At 72.1% G+C, this 15,388-nt stretch carries 14 protein-coding genes; 4 read left to right on the top strand and 10 right to left on the bottom strand.

The genetic code is table 11. The features are described from left to right. Positions 1-4: 4 nt before the first annotated feature. Positions 5-418 (top strand): CBS domain-containing protein, encoded by a 414-nt coding sequence (locus ACQPZX_RS31215; RefSeq protein ID WP_433362935.1) that lies wholly within the window; start codon positions 5-7, stop codon positions 416-418. Between the two features lie 49 nt (positions 419-467). Here ACQPZX_RS31215 and ACQPZX_RS31210 read toward each other — a convergent pair whose 3' ends face one another. Further along, the gene (locus tag ACQPZX_RS31210) at positions 468-1,406 is read right to left on the bottom strand and encodes a TIGR03557 family F420-dependent LLM class oxidoreductase (protein WP_433362932.1); all 939 of its coding nucleotides are present in this window, start codon (positions 1,404-1,406) and stop codon (positions 468-470) included. 60 nt (positions 1,407-1,466) lie between these two features. Between ACQPZX_RS31210 and ACQPZX_RS31205 the strand changes: the two genes are divergently transcribed. Together ACQPZX_RS31205 and ACQPZX_RS31200 are read left to right on the top strand one after the other, a co-directional pair. Further along, a complete protein-coding gene (locus ACQPZX_RS31205; RefSeq protein ID WP_433362929.1) occupies positions 1,467-1,775 on the top strand; it encodes a DUF1508 domain-containing protein in 309 nt (102 codons plus the stop codon). A 23-nt stretch (positions 1,776-1,798) separates the two neighbouring features. Then, entirely contained in the window at positions 1,799-2,362 is a 564-nt protein-coding gene (locus ACQPZX_RS31200) for a hemerythrin domain-containing protein (protein ID WP_433362926.1), read from the top strand. Between the two features lie 59 nt (positions 2,363-2,421). Here the strand turns inward: ACQPZX_RS31200 and ACQPZX_RS31195 are convergent, their stop codons facing one another. The 6 genes from ACQPZX_RS31195 to ACQPZX_RS31170 form a co-directional block, all read right to left on the bottom strand. Beyond that, on the bottom strand, positions 2,422-4,650 hold the full coding sequence (locus ACQPZX_RS31195) for a catalase (RefSeq protein ID WP_433362923.1): 2,229 nt from the start codon (positions 4,648-4,650) through the stop codon (positions 2,422-2,424). A 70-nt stretch (positions 4,651-4,720) separates the two neighbouring features. Further along, on the bottom strand, positions 4,721-5,179 hold the full coding sequence (locus ACQPZX_RS31190) for a hypothetical protein (RefSeq protein ID WP_433362920.1): 459 nt from the start codon (positions 5,177-5,179) through the stop codon (positions 4,721-4,723). 1 nt (position 5,180) lies between these two features. After that, a complete protein-coding gene (locus tag ACQPZX_RS31185) occupies positions 5,181-7,409 on the bottom strand; it encodes a molybdopterin oxidoreductase family protein (RefSeq protein ID WP_433362917.1) in 2,229 nt (742 codons plus the stop codon). Further along, positions 7,406-7,729: a plasmid stabilization protein gene (locus ACQPZX_RS31180; RefSeq protein ID WP_433362914.1), complete on the bottom strand. Its 324-nt coding sequence runs from the start codon at positions 7,727-7,729 to the stop codon at positions 7,406-7,408. Before ACQPZX_RS31180 ends, ACQPZX_RS31185 begins: the two co-directional genes overlap by 4 nt. Before the next feature lie 28 nt (positions 7,730-7,757). Continuing rightward, positions 7,758-8,048 carry an STAS domain-containing protein gene (locus ACQPZX_RS31175; RefSeq protein ID WP_433362911.1) on the bottom strand — a complete coding sequence of 97 codons (291 nt, stop codon included), beginning with the start codon at positions 8,046-8,048 and terminating at the stop codon, positions 7,758-7,760. Then, the gene (locus ACQPZX_RS31170) at positions 8,045-12,079 is read right to left on the bottom strand and encodes a SpoIIE family protein phosphatase (RefSeq protein WP_433362908.1); all 4,035 of its coding nucleotides are present in this window, start codon (positions 12,077-12,079) and stop codon (positions 8,045-8,047) included. Before ACQPZX_RS31170 ends, ACQPZX_RS31175 begins: the two co-directional genes overlap by 4 nt. A gap of 130 nt (positions 12,080-12,209) precedes the next feature. On the opposite strand from ACQPZX_RS31170, the gene ACQPZX_RS31165 reads away from it, so the two are divergent. Next, positions 12,210-12,398: a hypothetical protein gene (locus ACQPZX_RS31165; RefSeq protein ID WP_433362905.1), complete on the top strand. Its 189-nt coding sequence runs from the start codon at positions 12,210-12,212 to the stop codon at positions 12,396-12,398. Here the strand turns inward: ACQPZX_RS31165 and ACQPZX_RS31160 are convergent. From ACQPZX_RS31160 to ACQPZX_RS31150, 3 genes are read right to left on the bottom strand one after another with little or no spacing between them, the layout of a single operon-like run. Then, positions 12,341-13,450 carry a carboxylate-amine ligase gene (locus ACQPZX_RS31160; RefSeq protein WP_433362902.1) on the bottom strand — a complete coding sequence of 370 codons (1,110 nt, stop codon included), beginning with the start codon at positions 13,448-13,450 and terminating at the stop codon, positions 12,341-12,343. The two genes, ACQPZX_RS31165 and ACQPZX_RS31160, sit on opposite strands and share 58 nt — an antisense overlap. Next, positions 13,447-14,370: a methyltransferase gene (locus tag ACQPZX_RS31155; RefSeq protein WP_433362899.1), complete on the bottom strand. Its 924-nt coding sequence runs from the start codon at positions 14,368-14,370 to the stop codon at positions 13,447-13,449. The genes ACQPZX_RS31160 and ACQPZX_RS31155 overlap by 4 nt, the downstream gene beginning before the upstream one ends. Next, the gene (locus ACQPZX_RS31150) at positions 14,370-15,341 is read right to left on the bottom strand and encodes an iron-containing redox enzyme family protein (RefSeq protein WP_433362896.1); all 972 of its coding nucleotides are present in this window, start codon (positions 15,339-15,341) and stop codon (positions 14,370-14,372) included. Before ACQPZX_RS31150 ends, ACQPZX_RS31155 begins: the two co-directional genes overlap by 1 nt. Positions 15,342-15,388 lie beyond the last annotated feature (47 nt).

The following is a 15,388-nucleotide window of genomic DNA, read 5'->3' as shown; positions in this document are numbered from 1 at the left end:
TCCCATGACCACCGCACGCGAGATCATGTCACCGAACGTCACCTGTGTGGGCGAGAACGAGACCCTCGCGGACGCCGCTCGCAAGATGGCCGAGCTGGACGTTGGCTCGCTGCCGATCTGCGGCGAGGACAACCGGCTCAAGGGCATGATCACCGACCGTGACATCGTCGTGAAGGCGATCGCCAAGGGCCGCAACCCCGCCGACGTCCGCGCCGGCGAGCTGGCCCAGGGCAAACCGGTGACCATCGGCGCCGACGACGACACGAACGAGTTGCTGAACACGATGGCCCAGCACCGCGTCCGCCGGCTGCCGGTGATCGACGGCCACGACCTCATCGGGATCGTCGCGGTCGCCGACGTGGCCCGCGCGCTGCCCGACCGCCCCGTCGGCGACCTGGTCGACGCGATCAGCTCCTGACCCAGCCCGGCGGGCCACGACGACATCGTCGCGGCCCGCCGCCGCGTCTCTAGAGGAACTCCCGCCGGTACATGTCGATGAACTCGCGGTAGTTCGGGCCCATGTTCGCCACGTAGACCTCATCGAACCCGGCGTCCTCGTATTTCTTCAGCTGCTCGGTATGGCCGGCCGGGTCGGGACCGCAGGCCACCGACTTCCGGGTCATCTCCGGCGTGACCAGCTGCGACGCCTGCTCGAAATGCTTCGGGGAGGGCAGGACCTGCGACAGCTCGCCGGGCAGGCCCGAGTTGGCCCACAGCCGGTGCGCGATCTCGACGCCCTCGTCCTCGGTCGGCGCCCAGCAGCCCTTGAAACCTCCCTGGACCGCCTTGCCCGTGCCGGCCTGCCGCCGGAAGCCGGCCACCAGGTCGGCGTCGGGGGAGGTGGAGATGTAGCCGTCGCCGATGCGGGCGGCCGCCTCGATGGCCTTCGGGCCGAACGCCGACACGTACACCTTGGGCGGCTCGGCCGGCAGCGTGTAGATCCGCGCCTGGTCGACCGTGTAGTGCTTGCCGTGGTGGGTCACGTACTCGCCCTGCCAGAGCTGCCGCAGCACGCCGACCGCCTCCTCCAGCATCTCCAGGCGCTCGTCGGCGAAGGGCCAGCGGTCGCCGAGGACGTGCTCGTTGAGGGCCTCCCCGGTGCCGACGCCGAGCACGAAACGGCCCTCGTGCAGCACCGCGCTGGTGGCCGCCGCCTGCGCGACGACCGCCGGGTGGATCCGCATGATCGGGCAGGTCACGGCCGTGGTCACCGGGATGCGTACGACCTGGCTGAGCGCGCCGATGATGGACCAGACGAAGGGGCTCTCGCCCTGCTCGTCGTTCCACGGATGATAGTGGTCGGAAATCCACAGGGACTGGAAGCCCGCGTCCTGGGCGAGGCGCGCCTGCTCGATCAGCTGGGCGGGGGTGTACTCCTCGCAGGAGAGAAAGTATCCGATGCGCATGGGGGCCGGGTACCCGTTCACCGAGGATTAACGCGTCCCGCGGTGGGCACCCTAGCTCTCATGATTGCCGTGTTGAACGGGACCGGCGAGCACCCGGAGGGGCGTCTGATCGGCCGGACCACCGCGAGTGCCGACTTGCTGGCGCGCATCGCCTCCGACGAGGACACCCACGACTGGCAGCCGGCGCTGCGCCACCTTCGCGACGGCGACGGGGAGCTGGTCGTGACGACCACCGACGACCGCCATTACCGGTGGCGTCTGGTCGCTCCGGACGGCGCCGTGCTCGCCGAGTCCCCGCCGATCTACCGCGACGAGCAGGCCTGCCGCGACGCCTTCGCCACCGCGCGGCGCGCGGCCGACCTCGTGTGATCCCGAGCCCCCAAGGAGGAGATATGAGCGACACCACCGCCCCGGACGTGGTCGACGTCCTCACCGCCGACCATCGCGACGTCGTCGCCCTGATCGGCGAGATCTGGACGATCCGCGACCCGATGATGCGCCGCGACCTCGCCGACACCGCGATCAGCGAGCTCGTCCGGCACGCCGTGGCGGAGGAGATGTACGTCTACCCCGCGATGCGCAAGCACCTGCCGGACGGCGACAAGGCCGTCGAGCACGACACCGAGGAGCACAAGGAGCTCGAGCAGGCGATGAAGGACCTCGAGGGCCTCGACGTGAACGGACCGGAGTTCGACGAGACCCTGCGCCGCCTCGAGACCATGCTCGCGGACCACATCCAGGACGAGGAGTCCGAGCAGTTCCCGGAGCTGCGGCAGCGGATCCCGCGCGACGAGCTGGTGGCGATGGCCGGCAAGGTCGAGACCGCCAAGAAGCTCGCGCCGACCCGCCCGCACCCGAGCGCGCCCAACTCCGAGCTGTTCCACAAGGTGGCCGGCCCGGGCGTCGGCCTCGTGGACCGGCTCAAGGACATGATCACTCACCGAGCCACCCGCTAGCGAGCCACCCACAGGGGGGACCGGAGCGGTGGCTCGCGCCACCGCTCCGGGGGAAATCATCAGAGGAAGCGCTGCCACACCCGGTGGGCGGGAAGCAGCTCCTGAACGGCCGTCAGCGCCTCGGTGGCACTGCCGGCCGTTACCACGCCCGGGGTGCCGGCGACGCCGGCGTGGGTGAGCACGGACGTCCCGGCATCCCACGCCCCGATCGCCTTGGCGTGCCGCCACGCCTCCTCGACCAGCAACATCACCCGCGGGTCGACCGTGCCGTTGCCGTTCGCGCCGGCTTTCTCGTCGCGGGCGGGGATCGCGTCCGGCGCCGGCGGCGGGGCGGTGGCCAGCAGGAGCGCGTCGAACTCGACCGAGCGTGCCGTCGCGAAGGTGCGCTGCACGTCCAGCGTGCCCAGCTTGCCGCCGTGCGGCGCGATGACCAGCGGCGTCATGCCGGCCGCGAACACCGCCTCCCGCACCGAGCCGACGACGGCGAGGTCCGCGTCGGGGCCGGCGACGATGCCGATCTGCCGCCCGTCGGCGGGCCACTCGTGACCGACCTGCGACAGGGCGGGGCTCGCGGTCACCTCGGCGATCGGGGCGTCCGGCGACGGGACGGGCAGGCCGAGCGCCGTCGCGACCTCCGAGCAGAGCAACGGGTCGATCCGGGCCAGGCAGCGCAGCTGCCGTTCCTTGATCGCCTGCTCGTAGCACTTGCCCAGCTCGAACGAGTACGCCCGGATGATGTGCTCCTGCTCGACCGGGGACATGCTCAGCCAGAACAGGCGCGCCTGGCTGAAGTGGTCGTCGAAGGAGACGGGGTTCTGCCGGATCTTGGGCGCCTCGGCGACCCGCGCCGGCACGTCGACGAAGCCGTCCTTCTTGTCGACCGAGGGGTTGCCCTCGTCGAGCGAGTTCGGCCGGTACGGCGCCACCCCGCCGTGCACGGCCTGCTGGTGGAAGCCGTCGCGCAACATGTCGTTGACCTGGGTGTGCGGGCGGTTGATCGGGATCTGGTTGAAGTTGGGGCCGGCCAGACGCGTGAGCTGCGTGTCCACGTACGAGAAGAGCCGTCCCTGCAGCAGCGGGTCGTTGGTGACGTCGATGCCGGGCGGCAGCTGCCCGAGGTGGAAGGCGACCTGCTCGGACTCGGCGAAGAAGTTGGTCGGCGTCCGGTTGAGCACCATGCGGCCGATCGGCTGCACCTCGGCCAGCTCCTCCGGCACGATCTTGGTGGGATCGAGCAGGTCGATCCCGGCGAACGTCTCCTCCTCGGTGTCCGGGAAGACCTGCACGCCCAGCTCCCACTCGGGGAACGCGCCGGCCTCGATCGCGTCGTAGAGGTCGCGGCGGTGGAAGTCGGGGTCGACGCCGCTCGCGAGCTGCGCCTCTTCCCAGGTCAGCGAGTGCACGCCGAGCTTGGGCTTCCAGTGGAACTTCACCAGCACGGTCTCGCCGGCCGCGTTGACCAGGCGGAACGTGTGGACGCCGAAGCCCTCCATCATCCGGTACGAGCGCGGGATGCCCCGATCGGACATGTTCCAGATGGTGTGGTGCTGGGCCTCGGTGTGCAGCGAGACGAAGTCCCAGAACGTGTCGTGCGCGCTCTGCGCCTGCGGGATCTCCCGGTCGGGGTGCCACTTGGCCGCGTGGATGATGTCCGGGAACTTGATCGCGTCCTGGATGAAGAAGACCGGCATGTTGTTGCCGACCAGGTCGAAGTTGCCTTCCTCGGTGTAGAACTTCGTCGCGAACCCGCGGGTGTCGCGCACGGTGTCGGCGGAGCCACGCGAACCGAGGACGGTGGAGAACCGTACGAAGACGGGGGTCTCGACGTCCTTGGCCAGGAACCCGGCCCGGGTCAGCGCGGACGCGGTGCCGTAGGAGGTGAACACCCCGTGCGCCCCGGCGCCGCGGGCGTGCACCACGCGCTCGGGGATGCGCTCGTGGTCGAAGTGGGTGATCTTCTCGCGGAAGTGGTGGTCCTGCAGCAGGATCGGCCCGCGCGGGCCGGCCTTCAGCGAGTGGTCGGTGTCGCGCAGGCGGGTGCCCGCGGAGGTGGTGAGGTACGCGCCCTGCTGGGCGTTCGCCTCCGGCGGCGCGCCGGTCGGGGCGCCGGTCGGCGTGCGGGTGTCGGGTGTCCCCTGCTCCGGCGAGGGCGGCAGGGGTTCGCGCGGGGTGGTCGGCTCGTCCACGGCCGGCGTGCCGCTGCCGGGCTTGCCGGGGACCGTCGACGGCGTCGCCGCGTCCGCGATCTTCGCCGCCGCCGACTTCACGGCGTCCTTGATCGGATCCATGCGAGAGCTCCCTAAAAGTCTGCGGAAGCCCTTCGCGTACCCGGCCGAACGCGGATCTAACAGGAGAAAATTACTCGGCTACGACCAGCGCCTGCGGCGCGGCGGCCTTCATCCGCGTCCGCAGCCAGGCCAGTTGCACCGAGGTGCCGGCCGCGCACGAGTCGACCACCGAGACCAGGTCCTCGTCGCGCAACCCCTGTGCGGCCTGCCGCACCAGCGTCCAGCAGACGTCGCACTCGGCGGCCATCAGATACAGGTCCTGCAGATCCCGCAGCAGCCCCAGCCCGCCGCTCCGGGTGCCCTGGAACAGCGTCGAGTGCAGCCGCTCCGGCTCGTCGGGCGCGTCCTCGGCATAGCGGGCGGCGAACGGCTTCAGCGCCGCGGCCCGCTCGTCGCAATGCGAAGCCTGCCGCGTGCAGATGCTGACGACGTCGGCTTCCTCGGCGTGCGCGCCGGCCACCTCGCGGAAGGCGTGCGCGAGGGTGTTCTGCGCCCGGTGCAGCAGGCCGAGATAGTGCGCGAGATGCATGTCAGTGCCCGATTCTGCTGAGCCGCACGGCCGCCAGCTTGAACATCGGCTGCTTCGAGACGGGGTCCCAGGTGGTCCTGATGAGCTCGTTGGCCGCCTGGTCCGCGTAGTGGAACGGCACGAACACCGTCCCCGGCCGGATGTCGGCGAGCCGGACCGGCGCCTCGATCGCGCCTTGTGAAGACTCGACCCGCACGGTCTCGCCGTCGCCGATCCCCAGCCCCTTGGCGTCGGCCGGGTTCACTTCGACCCAGACGACAGGTGCGGCGGCGTCGAGCTCCCGCACGCGGCCGGTCTTCGTACGGGTGTGGAACTGGTAGATGCCGCGCCCGGTGACGAGCCGGAGCGGGTATTCCTCCGGCGGCGGCTCGAAGGAAGCCGCCAGCAGGAACGCCCGACCGTCCGGGCGCTTGGCGCGGTGGCTCTCCGCGGTGTTCTCGGCGCCGGTGGACAGTTCCTGCCCGTACGTCTCGCAGTAGTCCGAATCCGTGTTGAAGACCCCGCCGGCGTACAGCCGCTCGCCGCCCCACTGGATGCCACCCTCGGCGCGCAGCCGCTCGTAGGTGATGGCGGTGTAGTCGCACGGACGCCCCGCCGAGCAGCGCTGCCACGCCTCGTACGCGGACTCGGGGTCCGTCCAGGTGATCAGCGGCTCGCCGTCGCGGTCGCGGAAGTCCATCCGGCGCGCGAAGTCGAGGAAGATGTCCAGATCGGAGCGCGCCTCGCCGGGCGGTTCGACGGCCTTCTCGGAGAGGTGGACGGTCCGGTCGGCGTTGGTGAACGTGCCGGTCTTCTCGCCCCAGGTCGCGGCGGGCAGCACCACGTCGGCGAACTCGGTGGTCTCGGTGCGGAAGATGTCCTGCGCCACCACGAACAGGTCGGGCCGGGCCAGGATGCGCCGGATGCGGGCCAGCTCGGGCAGCGAGACCGCCGGGTTGGTGCCGCTGATCCAGAGCATCTTGATCGAGCCCTGCTCGGCGTAGCGCCAGATCTGCATGGCGTGCGTCGGCGGCGCCCAGTGCGGGATCGTCGCGCTGTCGACGTTCCAGATGCCGGCGAGCTCGTCGATGTGCGCGGGGTTGTTCCAGTTGCGGAAGCCGGGCAGGTCGCCGTCCGCCCCGGTCTCCCGGGTGTTCTGGGCGGTGGGCTGGCCGTTCATCTGCAGCACCCCGGCGCCCGGCCGGCCGAGCATGCCGCGCAGCAGGTGCAGGTTGTTGACCGCGACGGCCGCCGCGGTGGCCTGATGCGACTGGTAGAAGCCCTGCAACACGGTCGACAACAGCCGGTCCGAGGTCCCCAGCAGCTCGGCCGCCCGCTCGAGGTCGGCCGGCTCGAGTCCGCAAATTTCCGAGACAACGTCCATCGGGTACGCGTCGACGACGCGTTCCAGCTCTTCAAGTCCGAGGGTGTGCGCGGCGATGTAGTCGTCGTCGGCCCAGCCGTTGCGCAGGATGAGCCGGATCAGCCCGTTCATCAGCGCGAGGTTGGTGCCGGGCCGGACCGGCAGGTGGACGTCGGCCTCCCGGGCGACCGGCGTGGGCCGCGGGTCGACGGCGAGCATGGCCGGCGGGTTCGCGCCGCGCCGCCGGTCCAGCATCCGCATCCACAGGACCGCCTGCGTCTCGGCCACGTTGTGGCCCCAGAGCGCGATCGCGTCGCAGTGGTCCACGTCGGTGTAGGAGCCGGGCTGGCCGTCGGTGCCGAAGCTCTCCTTCAGCGCCGCCGCCGAGGTGGCTGTGCACAGCCGGGTGTTGCCGTCCATGTGCGGGGTTCCGAGGCCGGCCTTGCCGATCACGCCGAGCGTGTAGTACTCCTCGGCGAACAGCTGCCCGGTCGTGTAGAAGCCGAACCGGCCCCAGCCGCCGGGCGTGGCGGCCAGCTCCTTGGCGCGGGCCACGACGGCGCCCATCGCCTCGTCCCAGCCGACCTCACGGTTGTGCAGCAGCGGCCGGGTGAGCCGGTCCGCGCTCGCGTTCGCCTGCCACCCGTACACGTCCTTGGGGTCCAGACGGCCGTGATTGACGCGGTCGGTGACCCGGCCGCGGACCCCCACCATCCGCCCGCCACGCACGCCGATGTCGATGGCGTCGCCGTTGGAGTGCAACAGCGACGCCGACGGCACCCAGCGCTCGGGAGCCTCGACCGCGTACTCGTCGGCTCGCACCGGCCACGACTCGCCGGCGCCGTAGGGCGTGCGGTCGCCCCACGGATCCTCGATCCGGTCCCTCAACGGGCGAGGGCCTTCTCCAGCTCGGCCTTGCTCATCGAGGAGCGGCCGGCGATGTTGCGCTTCTTGGCCTCGTTGTAGAGCTGCTCCTTGGTGCGGCCCTGTGCGCCGGAATGCGAGCGCTTGCCGCCGCGGTGGCCGGACGACACGTCCTTGATCGAGGAGCGGCTGGCGGTCTTGGACTCGCCGGCGCGGGCGCGCTCCTTGTTCACCGTGCGGGCGGCGATCTCCTTGGCCCGCTTCTCCGAGCCGCCGCGGTCCTTCACGCTGTCCTTGATGTGTTCGTACTGTCGTTCCCGCTTGGGGCTTGATCCTGCTGGCATGTACTCCGAATCCCCAGGGCGGGAACCACTAAACCTCGATGGTTGTCAGGTCGTCCATGCCGGCGATGGTCAGCACCGGGCCGAGCAGGGGAGACGCGATCAGCCGCAGGTGCTCGACGTGCGGGAAGATCGCCGCCAGGCCGGCGCTGTCGATGTACTCCACCCGGGTGAGGTCGACGACGAAGGAGCCGGACCCGGCGGCCTCCTGCAGAGCAAGGGCGAACGAGCCGGCGTTGCTCATGTCGATCTCGCCGGTCACCATCAGGACCGGCGTGCCGTCCGGGCGACGGCCGGTGCCGAAGCTCAGCGCTGTGCTCATCGGGGAATCCTTGCCTGCAGGTCGACGATGGTGCCGGCGGCGCCGGTGGTGACGGTTACCTCGGTCATCAGCGCCCTCATCAGCATGAGGCCGCGGCCCCGGTGCGGGTTGTCACCCGGCCGGGGTGTCTTCCAGCGGCCGCTGTCGGCGATGGTCAGCTGCACGTCGTCGGCGGTCGCGGCGGCACGCAGCCGGATCCGGCCGAGCGGCAGCTGCCGGTGGCCGTGCTCGATCGCGTTCGCGCACGCCTCGCCCGCCGCGACCAGCACGTTCTGCGCGGTGGCGGTGTCGATGCCGCAGCGGGCCAGCCAGCCGCGCAGCGCCGTGCGGACCGCGGCCAGCCCGGTCGCCTCGGCGGCGAAGTCCAGCTCGAGCGGGCCGGGATGGCGGTAGAGCAGCAGCGCCACGTCGTCGTCGAAGCCGCCGTCGGGGGCCATGCTCTCCATCACCTCGGTGGCCAGGTCCTCCAGGGTGGCGCCGCGGCCCTGCCGGACGGCGACGGCGACCTTGTCGATCCCCGCGGTCAGCGGCTGGCGGCGGCGCTCGACCAGCCCGTCGGTGTAGAGCAGCAGCGTGGCGCGGGCCGGCACGGTGTAGCGCGCCTCGGGCCGGACGGCGGCCGAGCGGACCCCGAGCGGGCGGGACCGGCCCCGGTCGAGCAGGACCGTCTCACCGTCCGGGCTGGTGACCACGGCCGGCGGGTGGCCGGCGCTCGCGTACGCGAGGTCGCCGGTCGCCGGATCGAGCACTCCGCAGAAGACGGTCGCGCACATCGCGCCCGGCAGCTGGGCCGCGAACCGGTCGAGCGCGGTCAGCGTCTGCGCCGGATCGGTGTTCTGCAGCAGCAACGCGCGGCAGGCGCTGCGCAACTGGCCCATCACGGTGGCCGCCTGCAGGCCGTGGCCGACGCAGTCGCCGACGACGATGCCGATCCGGCCGTCTGCCAGCGTCACCGTGTCGTACCAGTCGCCGCCGACCTTCAGCGGGCGGGTCGCCGGCTCGTAGCGGACGGCGAAGCCGGCCGGCAACTGCGCGGGCCCGAGGATCGCGCGTTGCAGCGCGAGCGCGGTCTCGCGCTGCTCGTCCATCTGGTGAATGCGCCGCAGGCCCTGGCCGAGGTACCCGGCCAGCAGCGCCAGCAGCGTCCGGTCCTGCTCGGTGAACGGCCGGTTCTCGGCGAGCTGGATCCAGATCGCCAGCGTGCCGTCCGGGTGCTCGAGACAGACGCCCGCGCCGGCCGGGGCGAGCGGCGGCGAGTCCCGCAGCCCGGCCAGGGTCGCCCGCACCGGCTCGGGCAGGGTGTCCCACCGCGGCTCGGCGCCGGTCGCGGTCACGGTCGGGGTCTCGGCGGCGCCGAACACCGCCGCGTACACCCGCCGGGCCTGCCACAGCTCGGCCAGGGCCGCGCACGCGCCCTCGAGCGCGGCCGGCAGGGTCTCCGCCTGGTTGAGGCGCATGCTCAGCGTGGCCAGGGCGTTGTCGCGCTGCACGACGTAGTGCTCGGCGGTGACGTCGCGGAAGGTTCCGACGGTGACCTTGCGCCCGGTCTCCGGGTCCTCGACCCGGTTGAACGAGGCGGCCACCCACAGCGTGTGCCCGTCGCGATGCGTCACCGGGATCGTGTACGAGCCGTGCGGCTGGTCCATGAGCAGGGCGAACGCGTCGGCCACCAGCGCGTAGGCGTCGGGGTCGGCGGCCTGGTCGGGCCACCACGGATGGGTCGGCGCGTACGGCAGGCCCTCCGGCCCGTACCCGAGGATCGACGTGAAGGTCGAGTTGATCTCGATGACCGCGCCGTCCTCGTCGCAGACGAAGAAGGCCTCCTGCAGCGAGTCGACCAGCGCGGCCCGCCAGCGCGCGTGGTGGTTGCGCAGGCGGGCCAGCTCCACGTTGGCCCGCACCCGGGCCAGCAGCTCCGCCGACGAGAACGGCTTGACCAGATAGTCGTCGGCGCCGGCCTCCAGCCCTTCGATGGACGCTTCCTGCCCGGCGCGCGCGGACAGCAGCAGCACCGGGGTGCTCGCCGTCCGCGGATCGCCGCGCAGCGCCGCCACCAGCTGCAACCCGTCCAGCTCCGGCATCATCACGTCGCTGACGATCAGGTCGGGCCGGCGCGCGCGGGCCGCTTCCAGGGCCGCCTTGCCGTCGGCGACCGTGCGCACCTCGTGCCCGGCCGAGCGCAGCAGCCGGGTGAGGTAGTCGCGCATGTCCGCGTTGTCGTCGGCGACCAGGACTCTCGCCGGCTTCTCGACGGCCGGCGAGGTCGGCGCCTCCTCCAGATCGTCGCCGGTCCATCGCATCGCCTCCTGCACGAACGGGTCGGCGGTCGCGGAGATCGAGGTGCCCCCGCCGGCCGAGACGATCGCGTCGGCGCTCAGGTGGGCCGTCCCGAACGGCAGCCGGATCTCGAAGCGCGTGCCCTCGCCGGCCACGCTCCGCGCGGTGATGCCGCCGCCGTGCAGCTCGACCAGCTCCTTGACCAGCGCGAGCCCGATGCCGCTGCCCTCGTTCGAGCGCGACCGCGCGTTCTCGATCCGGTGGAACCGCTCGAAGAGCCGCGGCATCTCGTCGGCCGCGATGCCGATCCCGGTGTCGGTCACCTCCACCACGACAACATCGATTTCCTCGCGTACGGCGACCCGCACGCCCCCGGTGAACGTGAACTTCAGGGCGTTGCTCAGCAGGTTGAGCACCACCTTTTCCCACATGCCGCGGTCGGCGTGGACGGGCCGGCTCAGCGGCGGGCAGTCCACGTCGAGGCTCAGCCCGGCCCGCTCGAGCGCCGAGCGGAACACGCTGGCCAGCTCGGCGGTCGCGGCCGGCAGGTCGATCGGCTCGTAGCGGGCCCGCATCCGCCCGGCCTCCAGGCGGGAGAAGTCGAGCAGCGCGTTGACCAGCTTGCCGAGCCGCAGACCGTTGCGGTGGATGACGTCGAGCTCGGTCCGGATCCGCTCGTCGGGCAGCTCCCATCGGGTGCGCAGCTCCTCGAGCGGACCCATGATCAACGTGAGCGGAGTGCGGAACTCGTGGCTGACGTTGGAGAAGAACGCGGTCTTCGCCCGGTCGAGCTCGGCCAGCTCCTCGGCCCGCCGCTGCTGGGCCTCGTAGGCGCGGGCGCTGCCGATGCCGGCCGCGACGTGCCCGGCGGCCAGTTCGACGAAGCCGCGGTAGCCGTCGTCGAGGGCGCGGTAGCGATTCAGGGCGGCGACCATGAAGCCGTACGGCTTGCCGCCCTGCTGGAGCAGCGGCACGATCAGGGCCTGCGTGGGTGGCTCGGCCCAGTCCCCGGTCGGCAGGTCCGCGCCGTCCAGCGCGACCAGCAGGGACTCGCCCCGGGCCGCGGCCTCGACCGGCCAGGCCAGGTCCCGCTCGTCGATTCCGGTGCGCGACGCCAGGCGTACGGGATGATCCTGATCTTGAAAGAGGTAGGTCAGCGTGAAGGGCATGTCGCGCAGGTTCTTGCCGAGCTGAGCCCCGGCGAACGTGAGCATCTGCTGCTCGGTGCGGACCGCGCTGGGGTCGGAGCCGAGGTCGCGCAGCGTCGCCATCCGGCGCGCGCCGATCACCCGCTCGGTGTCCTCGCTGACCACGCAGAGGAAGCCCACCACCGAGCCGTCGTCGTCGCGCAGCGGGCTGTAGGAGAAGGTGTGGTACGTCTCCTCGCTGTAGCCGGACCGCTCGAGCAAGAGCAGCAACGCCTCGTCCCAGGTCGCGTCGCCGGTGGCGAGCACGCCCTCGATGCGCGGCCCGATGTCGCCCCAGATCTCCGCCCACACCTGGCTCGCCGGCCGGCCCAGCGCCCACGGATACTTGCGGCCGAGCGTGTCCCGCCGGTACGCCGCGTTGCAGAAGAACGTCAGCTCCGGTCCCCACGCCATCCACATCGCGAACCGGGACGAGAGCAGGATGCTGACGGCCGTCCGCAGGCTCTGCGGCCAGCCGTCCGGCGACCCGAGCGGCGTGTCCTCCCACGCCACGCCGGCGAGATCCCGCCCGACGTCCCCGCCCCCGGCGAACACATCCGCACTCATGGTTTAGCGCTCACTCCCGCCCGTCGATCGCCTCGCCAGCTTAGGGCCACCCCTCTGTACCCCCTCGGCGTCACAACTCGCACGCCTGCGTGGTCCTTTTATGAGAGAGATTCACCCGCCGGAGGGACCCATGGCCGTCATCACGAAGACCCACGCGCTCAACGTCGTTCGCCGCGCCTACGGACCCACCCACGCCGAGGCGGTGGCGCCACAACTGCCGGAGCGCATCGACCTCGACAACCCCGCGCACACCAACCTGCTCTACAAGCTGGGACTGACCCCGGATCGGCTGTTCAGCGCGCTGGGCGGGGAACTGTGAACCGCTAGCTCCGCGAGGACGGCGTCGATGCCGCCGGTGAGGAGTCGGCGCTGGCGGGCCGCGCCGGTGCCGTCGCGGCGGATCCGGGCCAGCTCGGTCTCGACGGTCCCGCGGTCGCCCAGCCGGCGCAGCGCCGGCCCGATGTGGGTCAGCAAGTCGTCGACGGCCTGCCAGGCCGGGCGGGCCTGCCCGGTTCGCGGGTCCAGCAGGGTGCCGTCCATGCCGGTGCGCGCGGCGTTCCAATGCGCCGCGCGCAGCAGCTCGTCGGGGACAACCGGCGCTTCGTGTCCTTCGCGTGCCGTCTCCACGAGAGCGCGGACCAGGGCCGCGACGAGCACGGTGTCGCCGATCGCCGGGCAGACGTCGGCCACGCGGACCTCGACCGTCGGGAAGGTGGCCGAGGGCCGGGCGTACCAGAGGACCATGCTCTCGTCGAGCATCGCACCCGAGGCGACGAGCGCCGCGACCGTGCGGTCGTATCCGGCGGGGGAGTCGTGGTGCGGCGCCGGGCCCAGGCTCGGCCAGCGCAGCAGCTGCACCGATCGCCAGCTGGCGAAACCGGTGTCCACGCCCTCGCACAGCGGCGAGTTCACGGCGAGCGCCTGCACGACCGGCAGCCACGGGCGCAGGTGGTTGCCGGCCTCGATCGCCTCCGCGCGGCTCGGCACGCCGACGTGGACGTGGCAGCCGCACAGGGCCGGGTCGTGGGCGATCGGGCCGTAGTGCCGGGCGATCGCGTGGAACCGCGGATCGTCCGTGGGCGTGCGGTCGGGCTCGGCGACCGGGGTCGCGCCGACGGGCACGAGACGGGCGCCGGCCCGGGCGGCGGCGGTCGCGGCCGCGCGGCGCATGACGGACAGGTGACCGCGCAGCTCGGCCAGGCTCGTGCAGACCGGCGTGACCATCTCGAGCATGCTGCGCCGGAACTCCGGGCGGCTCTGCTCGCGCAGCTCGCCGGGCAGGGCGGCCAGCACGTCGCCGGCCACCGGGGCGTTCTCGCCGGTGTCCGGGTCGAGCAGCAGGTACTCCTCCTCGACGCCGAGCGTGCTCATCGGGCGCGGGTGGCGGTCAGCACCACCACGGCGATGCGCTCGGCGTGCCGGTAGGCCTCGTCGTCCAGCTCCTCGCCGTACACGTCGGGGTCGACCTCGCGGTAGGTCCAGCGCAGGCCACCGCCGGCCAGCCGCTGCTCGGCCGCCTCCCGCAGCGGGTCCCGGCCGCCGGCGATCCCGGTGCCGCTGAACAGCACCAGCGACCCGCCCGGCGCCAGGCGCTTCTCGGCGGTGTCGAGCACCGCGAGGGAGAGGTCGTTGCCGTCGGGGCCGCCGCCGTCGCGGTACGTCCGCGCCGCCGGGTCGATCATGAAGGGCGGGTTCGAGATGATCAGGTCGAAGTCGCCGTCCACGTCGTTCAGCAGGTCGCTGCGGGTGGGGTGGACCCGGTCCTGGCCGGCCAGGGCGGTGTTGATCCGGGCGTACGCGAGGGCGGTGTCGTTGATGTCGACGGCGATGACCTCGGCCTCCGGAGCCCGCTTGGCGACGGCGATCGCCCCGGCGCCGGTGCCGCAACCGATGTCGGCGGCGCGGCGGATCGGGGTGTTCCGGGCCTCGACGTGCGCGGCGGCCGCGTCGGCCATGCGGTAGGTGTCCGGGCCGAAGAAGACCGCGTCGGCGCCGGCGGTGGGGAAGGCGGAATGCACGAACAGCTCGTCGTCGTAGGTCGAGAACCGCACCCGGCTGCGCCAGCCGTCGCCGTCCCGCTCGAGCGCGCCGGCGGCCTCCAGCAGGCTCATCAGGCGGCTGGGCAGCAGGCCGGGCCCGAAGCGGCGGCTCCAGCCGAAGACGTCGTGCAGGTTCCGCGCCCAGGCGTTCTCCGGACGCCGGTTGACCCGCGCGTGCGTGGCCGGGGTGACGGTGGTGAACCGGTAGTGCTGGTGTTTGAGCGCTTCGCCCAGCTCCCGCAGCGGGTCCATCACGACTTCCGCAACGATGAGGAGCCGGACTCCCAGGCGGCGAGCACTCCCGCGGCCCAGCGGGCGTCCAGGGCGAGAGCGCAGCGGGCGCCGAACAGCACGTCGCCGGCCAGCTCCGGCTCGGCCGTCGCGAACGAGCCGCACATGTCGTGCGCGGCGATCTGCTCGTGCACGGCGTCGGCCTCCACATGCTCGTCGTAGAACGCGGTGGCGTCCCGGTCGCCGCCGAGCCGGCGCAGGCCGTTCGCGTACGCCCGGTTGGGTAGCGAGGAGGTCATCTCGTACGCGGCGAGGTGGCCCAGCATGGCGCCGCGATAGCGGCGGTGCAGGGCGAACAGGCCCATCAGGTTGTTGGTGGCCAGGGTCGCGGCGCCGACGTCGCCGACATACGACCCGTACGTGAGATTCAGGCCGAACCACGACATCGTCCGCTTGAACATCTCCTGGTGCATCCTCGGGGCGCGGCCCCCGCCGTACTCGTCGATCTGAATCTCCACCAGCGCGGCCTTGGCCGCCCCGCCCAGCCGGGGGATCACGAAGGTGTGCGGATCGGCCTCGCGCAGCTGGTAGATCGACCGGTGGATGACGAACTCGCGGAACTGCCCGCGGGTGGCCCGGCCGCGCAGGTAGCCGGAGAGCGACGGCCCGTCGTCCGAGGCGGACACGATCTCGGTGAGCCGCGCCGGCACCGTGGCCGGCTCGACCAGCTCGGGCGGACCGGCCAGCGTGCGCAGATCGGCCTCGAAACGGTCCTCCAGCGCCGTGCGCAACCGGATCAGCTCCGGATCCCACTCCCAGCGCTCGTCGACGCCGTCCCAGCCGCGGTAGGCCAGCTCGTAGCAGACGAACAGGGCCAGGTGGAGATCCTCGTCGTCGTCCGGCGCCGGGTGGGCGGGCAGGGCGGTGGCGCGGCCGCTGAGCGCCTCGATCACGGCGGCCGAGACCTCGCCCCGGGGTGCGGGAAGCTTCATGGTCGCGAGGGATTCCCCCGGGTCAGCGGGCCAAACGGGCCGTTTCG

Origin of the sequence: Actinoplanes sp. CA-142083, assembly GCF_050942195.1 — a bacterium.
GTDB lineage: Bacteria > Actinomycetota > Actinomycetes > Mycobacteriales > Micromonosporaceae > Actinoplanes.
This window is presented reverse-complemented; position numbering and strand designations above follow the sequence as displayed.

What these genes read in the sequence shown, in the direction of transcription:
- ACQPZX_RS31215 (WP_433362935.1), top strand. Translation starts at nt 5, where the DNA reads ATGACCACCGCACGCGAGATCATGTCACCGAACGTCACCTGTGTGGGC.
- ACQPZX_RS31210 (WP_433362932.1), bottom strand. Translation starts at nt 1,406, where the DNA reads ATGCGCATCGGATACTTTCTCTCCTGCGAGGAGTACACCCCCGCCCAG.
- ACQPZX_RS31205 (WP_433362929.1), top strand. Translation starts at nt 1,467, where the DNA reads ATGATTGCCGTGTTGAACGGGACCGGCGAGCACCCGGAGGGGCGTCTG.
- ACQPZX_RS31200 (WP_433362926.1), top strand. Translation starts at nt 1,799, where the DNA reads ATGAGCGACACCACCGCCCCGGACGTGGTCGACGTCCTCACCGCCGAC.
- ACQPZX_RS31195 (WP_433362923.1), bottom strand. Translation starts at nt 4,650, where the DNA reads ATGGATCCGATCAAGGACGCCGTGAAGTCGGCGGCGGCGAAGATCGCG.
- ACQPZX_RS31190 (WP_433362920.1), bottom strand. Translation starts at nt 5,179, where the DNA reads ATGCATCTCGCGCACTATCTCGGCCTGCTGCACCGGGCGCAGAACACC.
- ACQPZX_RS31180 (WP_433362914.1), bottom strand. Translation starts at nt 7,729, where the DNA reads ATGCCAGCAGGATCAAGCCCCAAGCGGGAACGACAGTACGAACACATC.
- ACQPZX_RS31175 (WP_433362911.1), bottom strand. Translation starts at nt 8,048, where the DNA reads ATGAGCACAGCGCTGAGCTTCGGCACCGGCCGTCGCCCGGACGGCACG.
- ACQPZX_RS31170 (WP_433362908.1), bottom strand. Translation starts at nt 12,079, where the DNA reads ATGAGTGCGGATGTGTTCGCCGGGGGCGGGGACGTCGGGCGGGATCTC.
- ACQPZX_RS31165 (WP_433362905.1), top strand. Translation starts at nt 12,210, where the DNA reads ATGGCCGTCATCACGAAGACCCACGCGCTCAACGTCGTTCGCCGCGCC.
- ACQPZX_RS31160 (WP_433362902.1), bottom strand. Translation starts at nt 13,450, where the DNA reads ATGAGCACGCTCGGCGTCGAGGAGGAGTACCTGCTGCTCGACCCGGAC.
- ACQPZX_RS31155 (WP_433362899.1), bottom strand. Translation starts at nt 14,370, where the DNA reads ATGGACCCGCTGCGGGAGCTGGGCGAAGCGCTCAAACACCAGCACTAC.
- ACQPZX_RS31150 (WP_433362896.1), bottom strand. Translation starts at nt 15,341, where the DNA reads ATGAAGCTTCCCGCACCCCGGGGCGAGGTCTCGGCCGCCGTGATCGAG.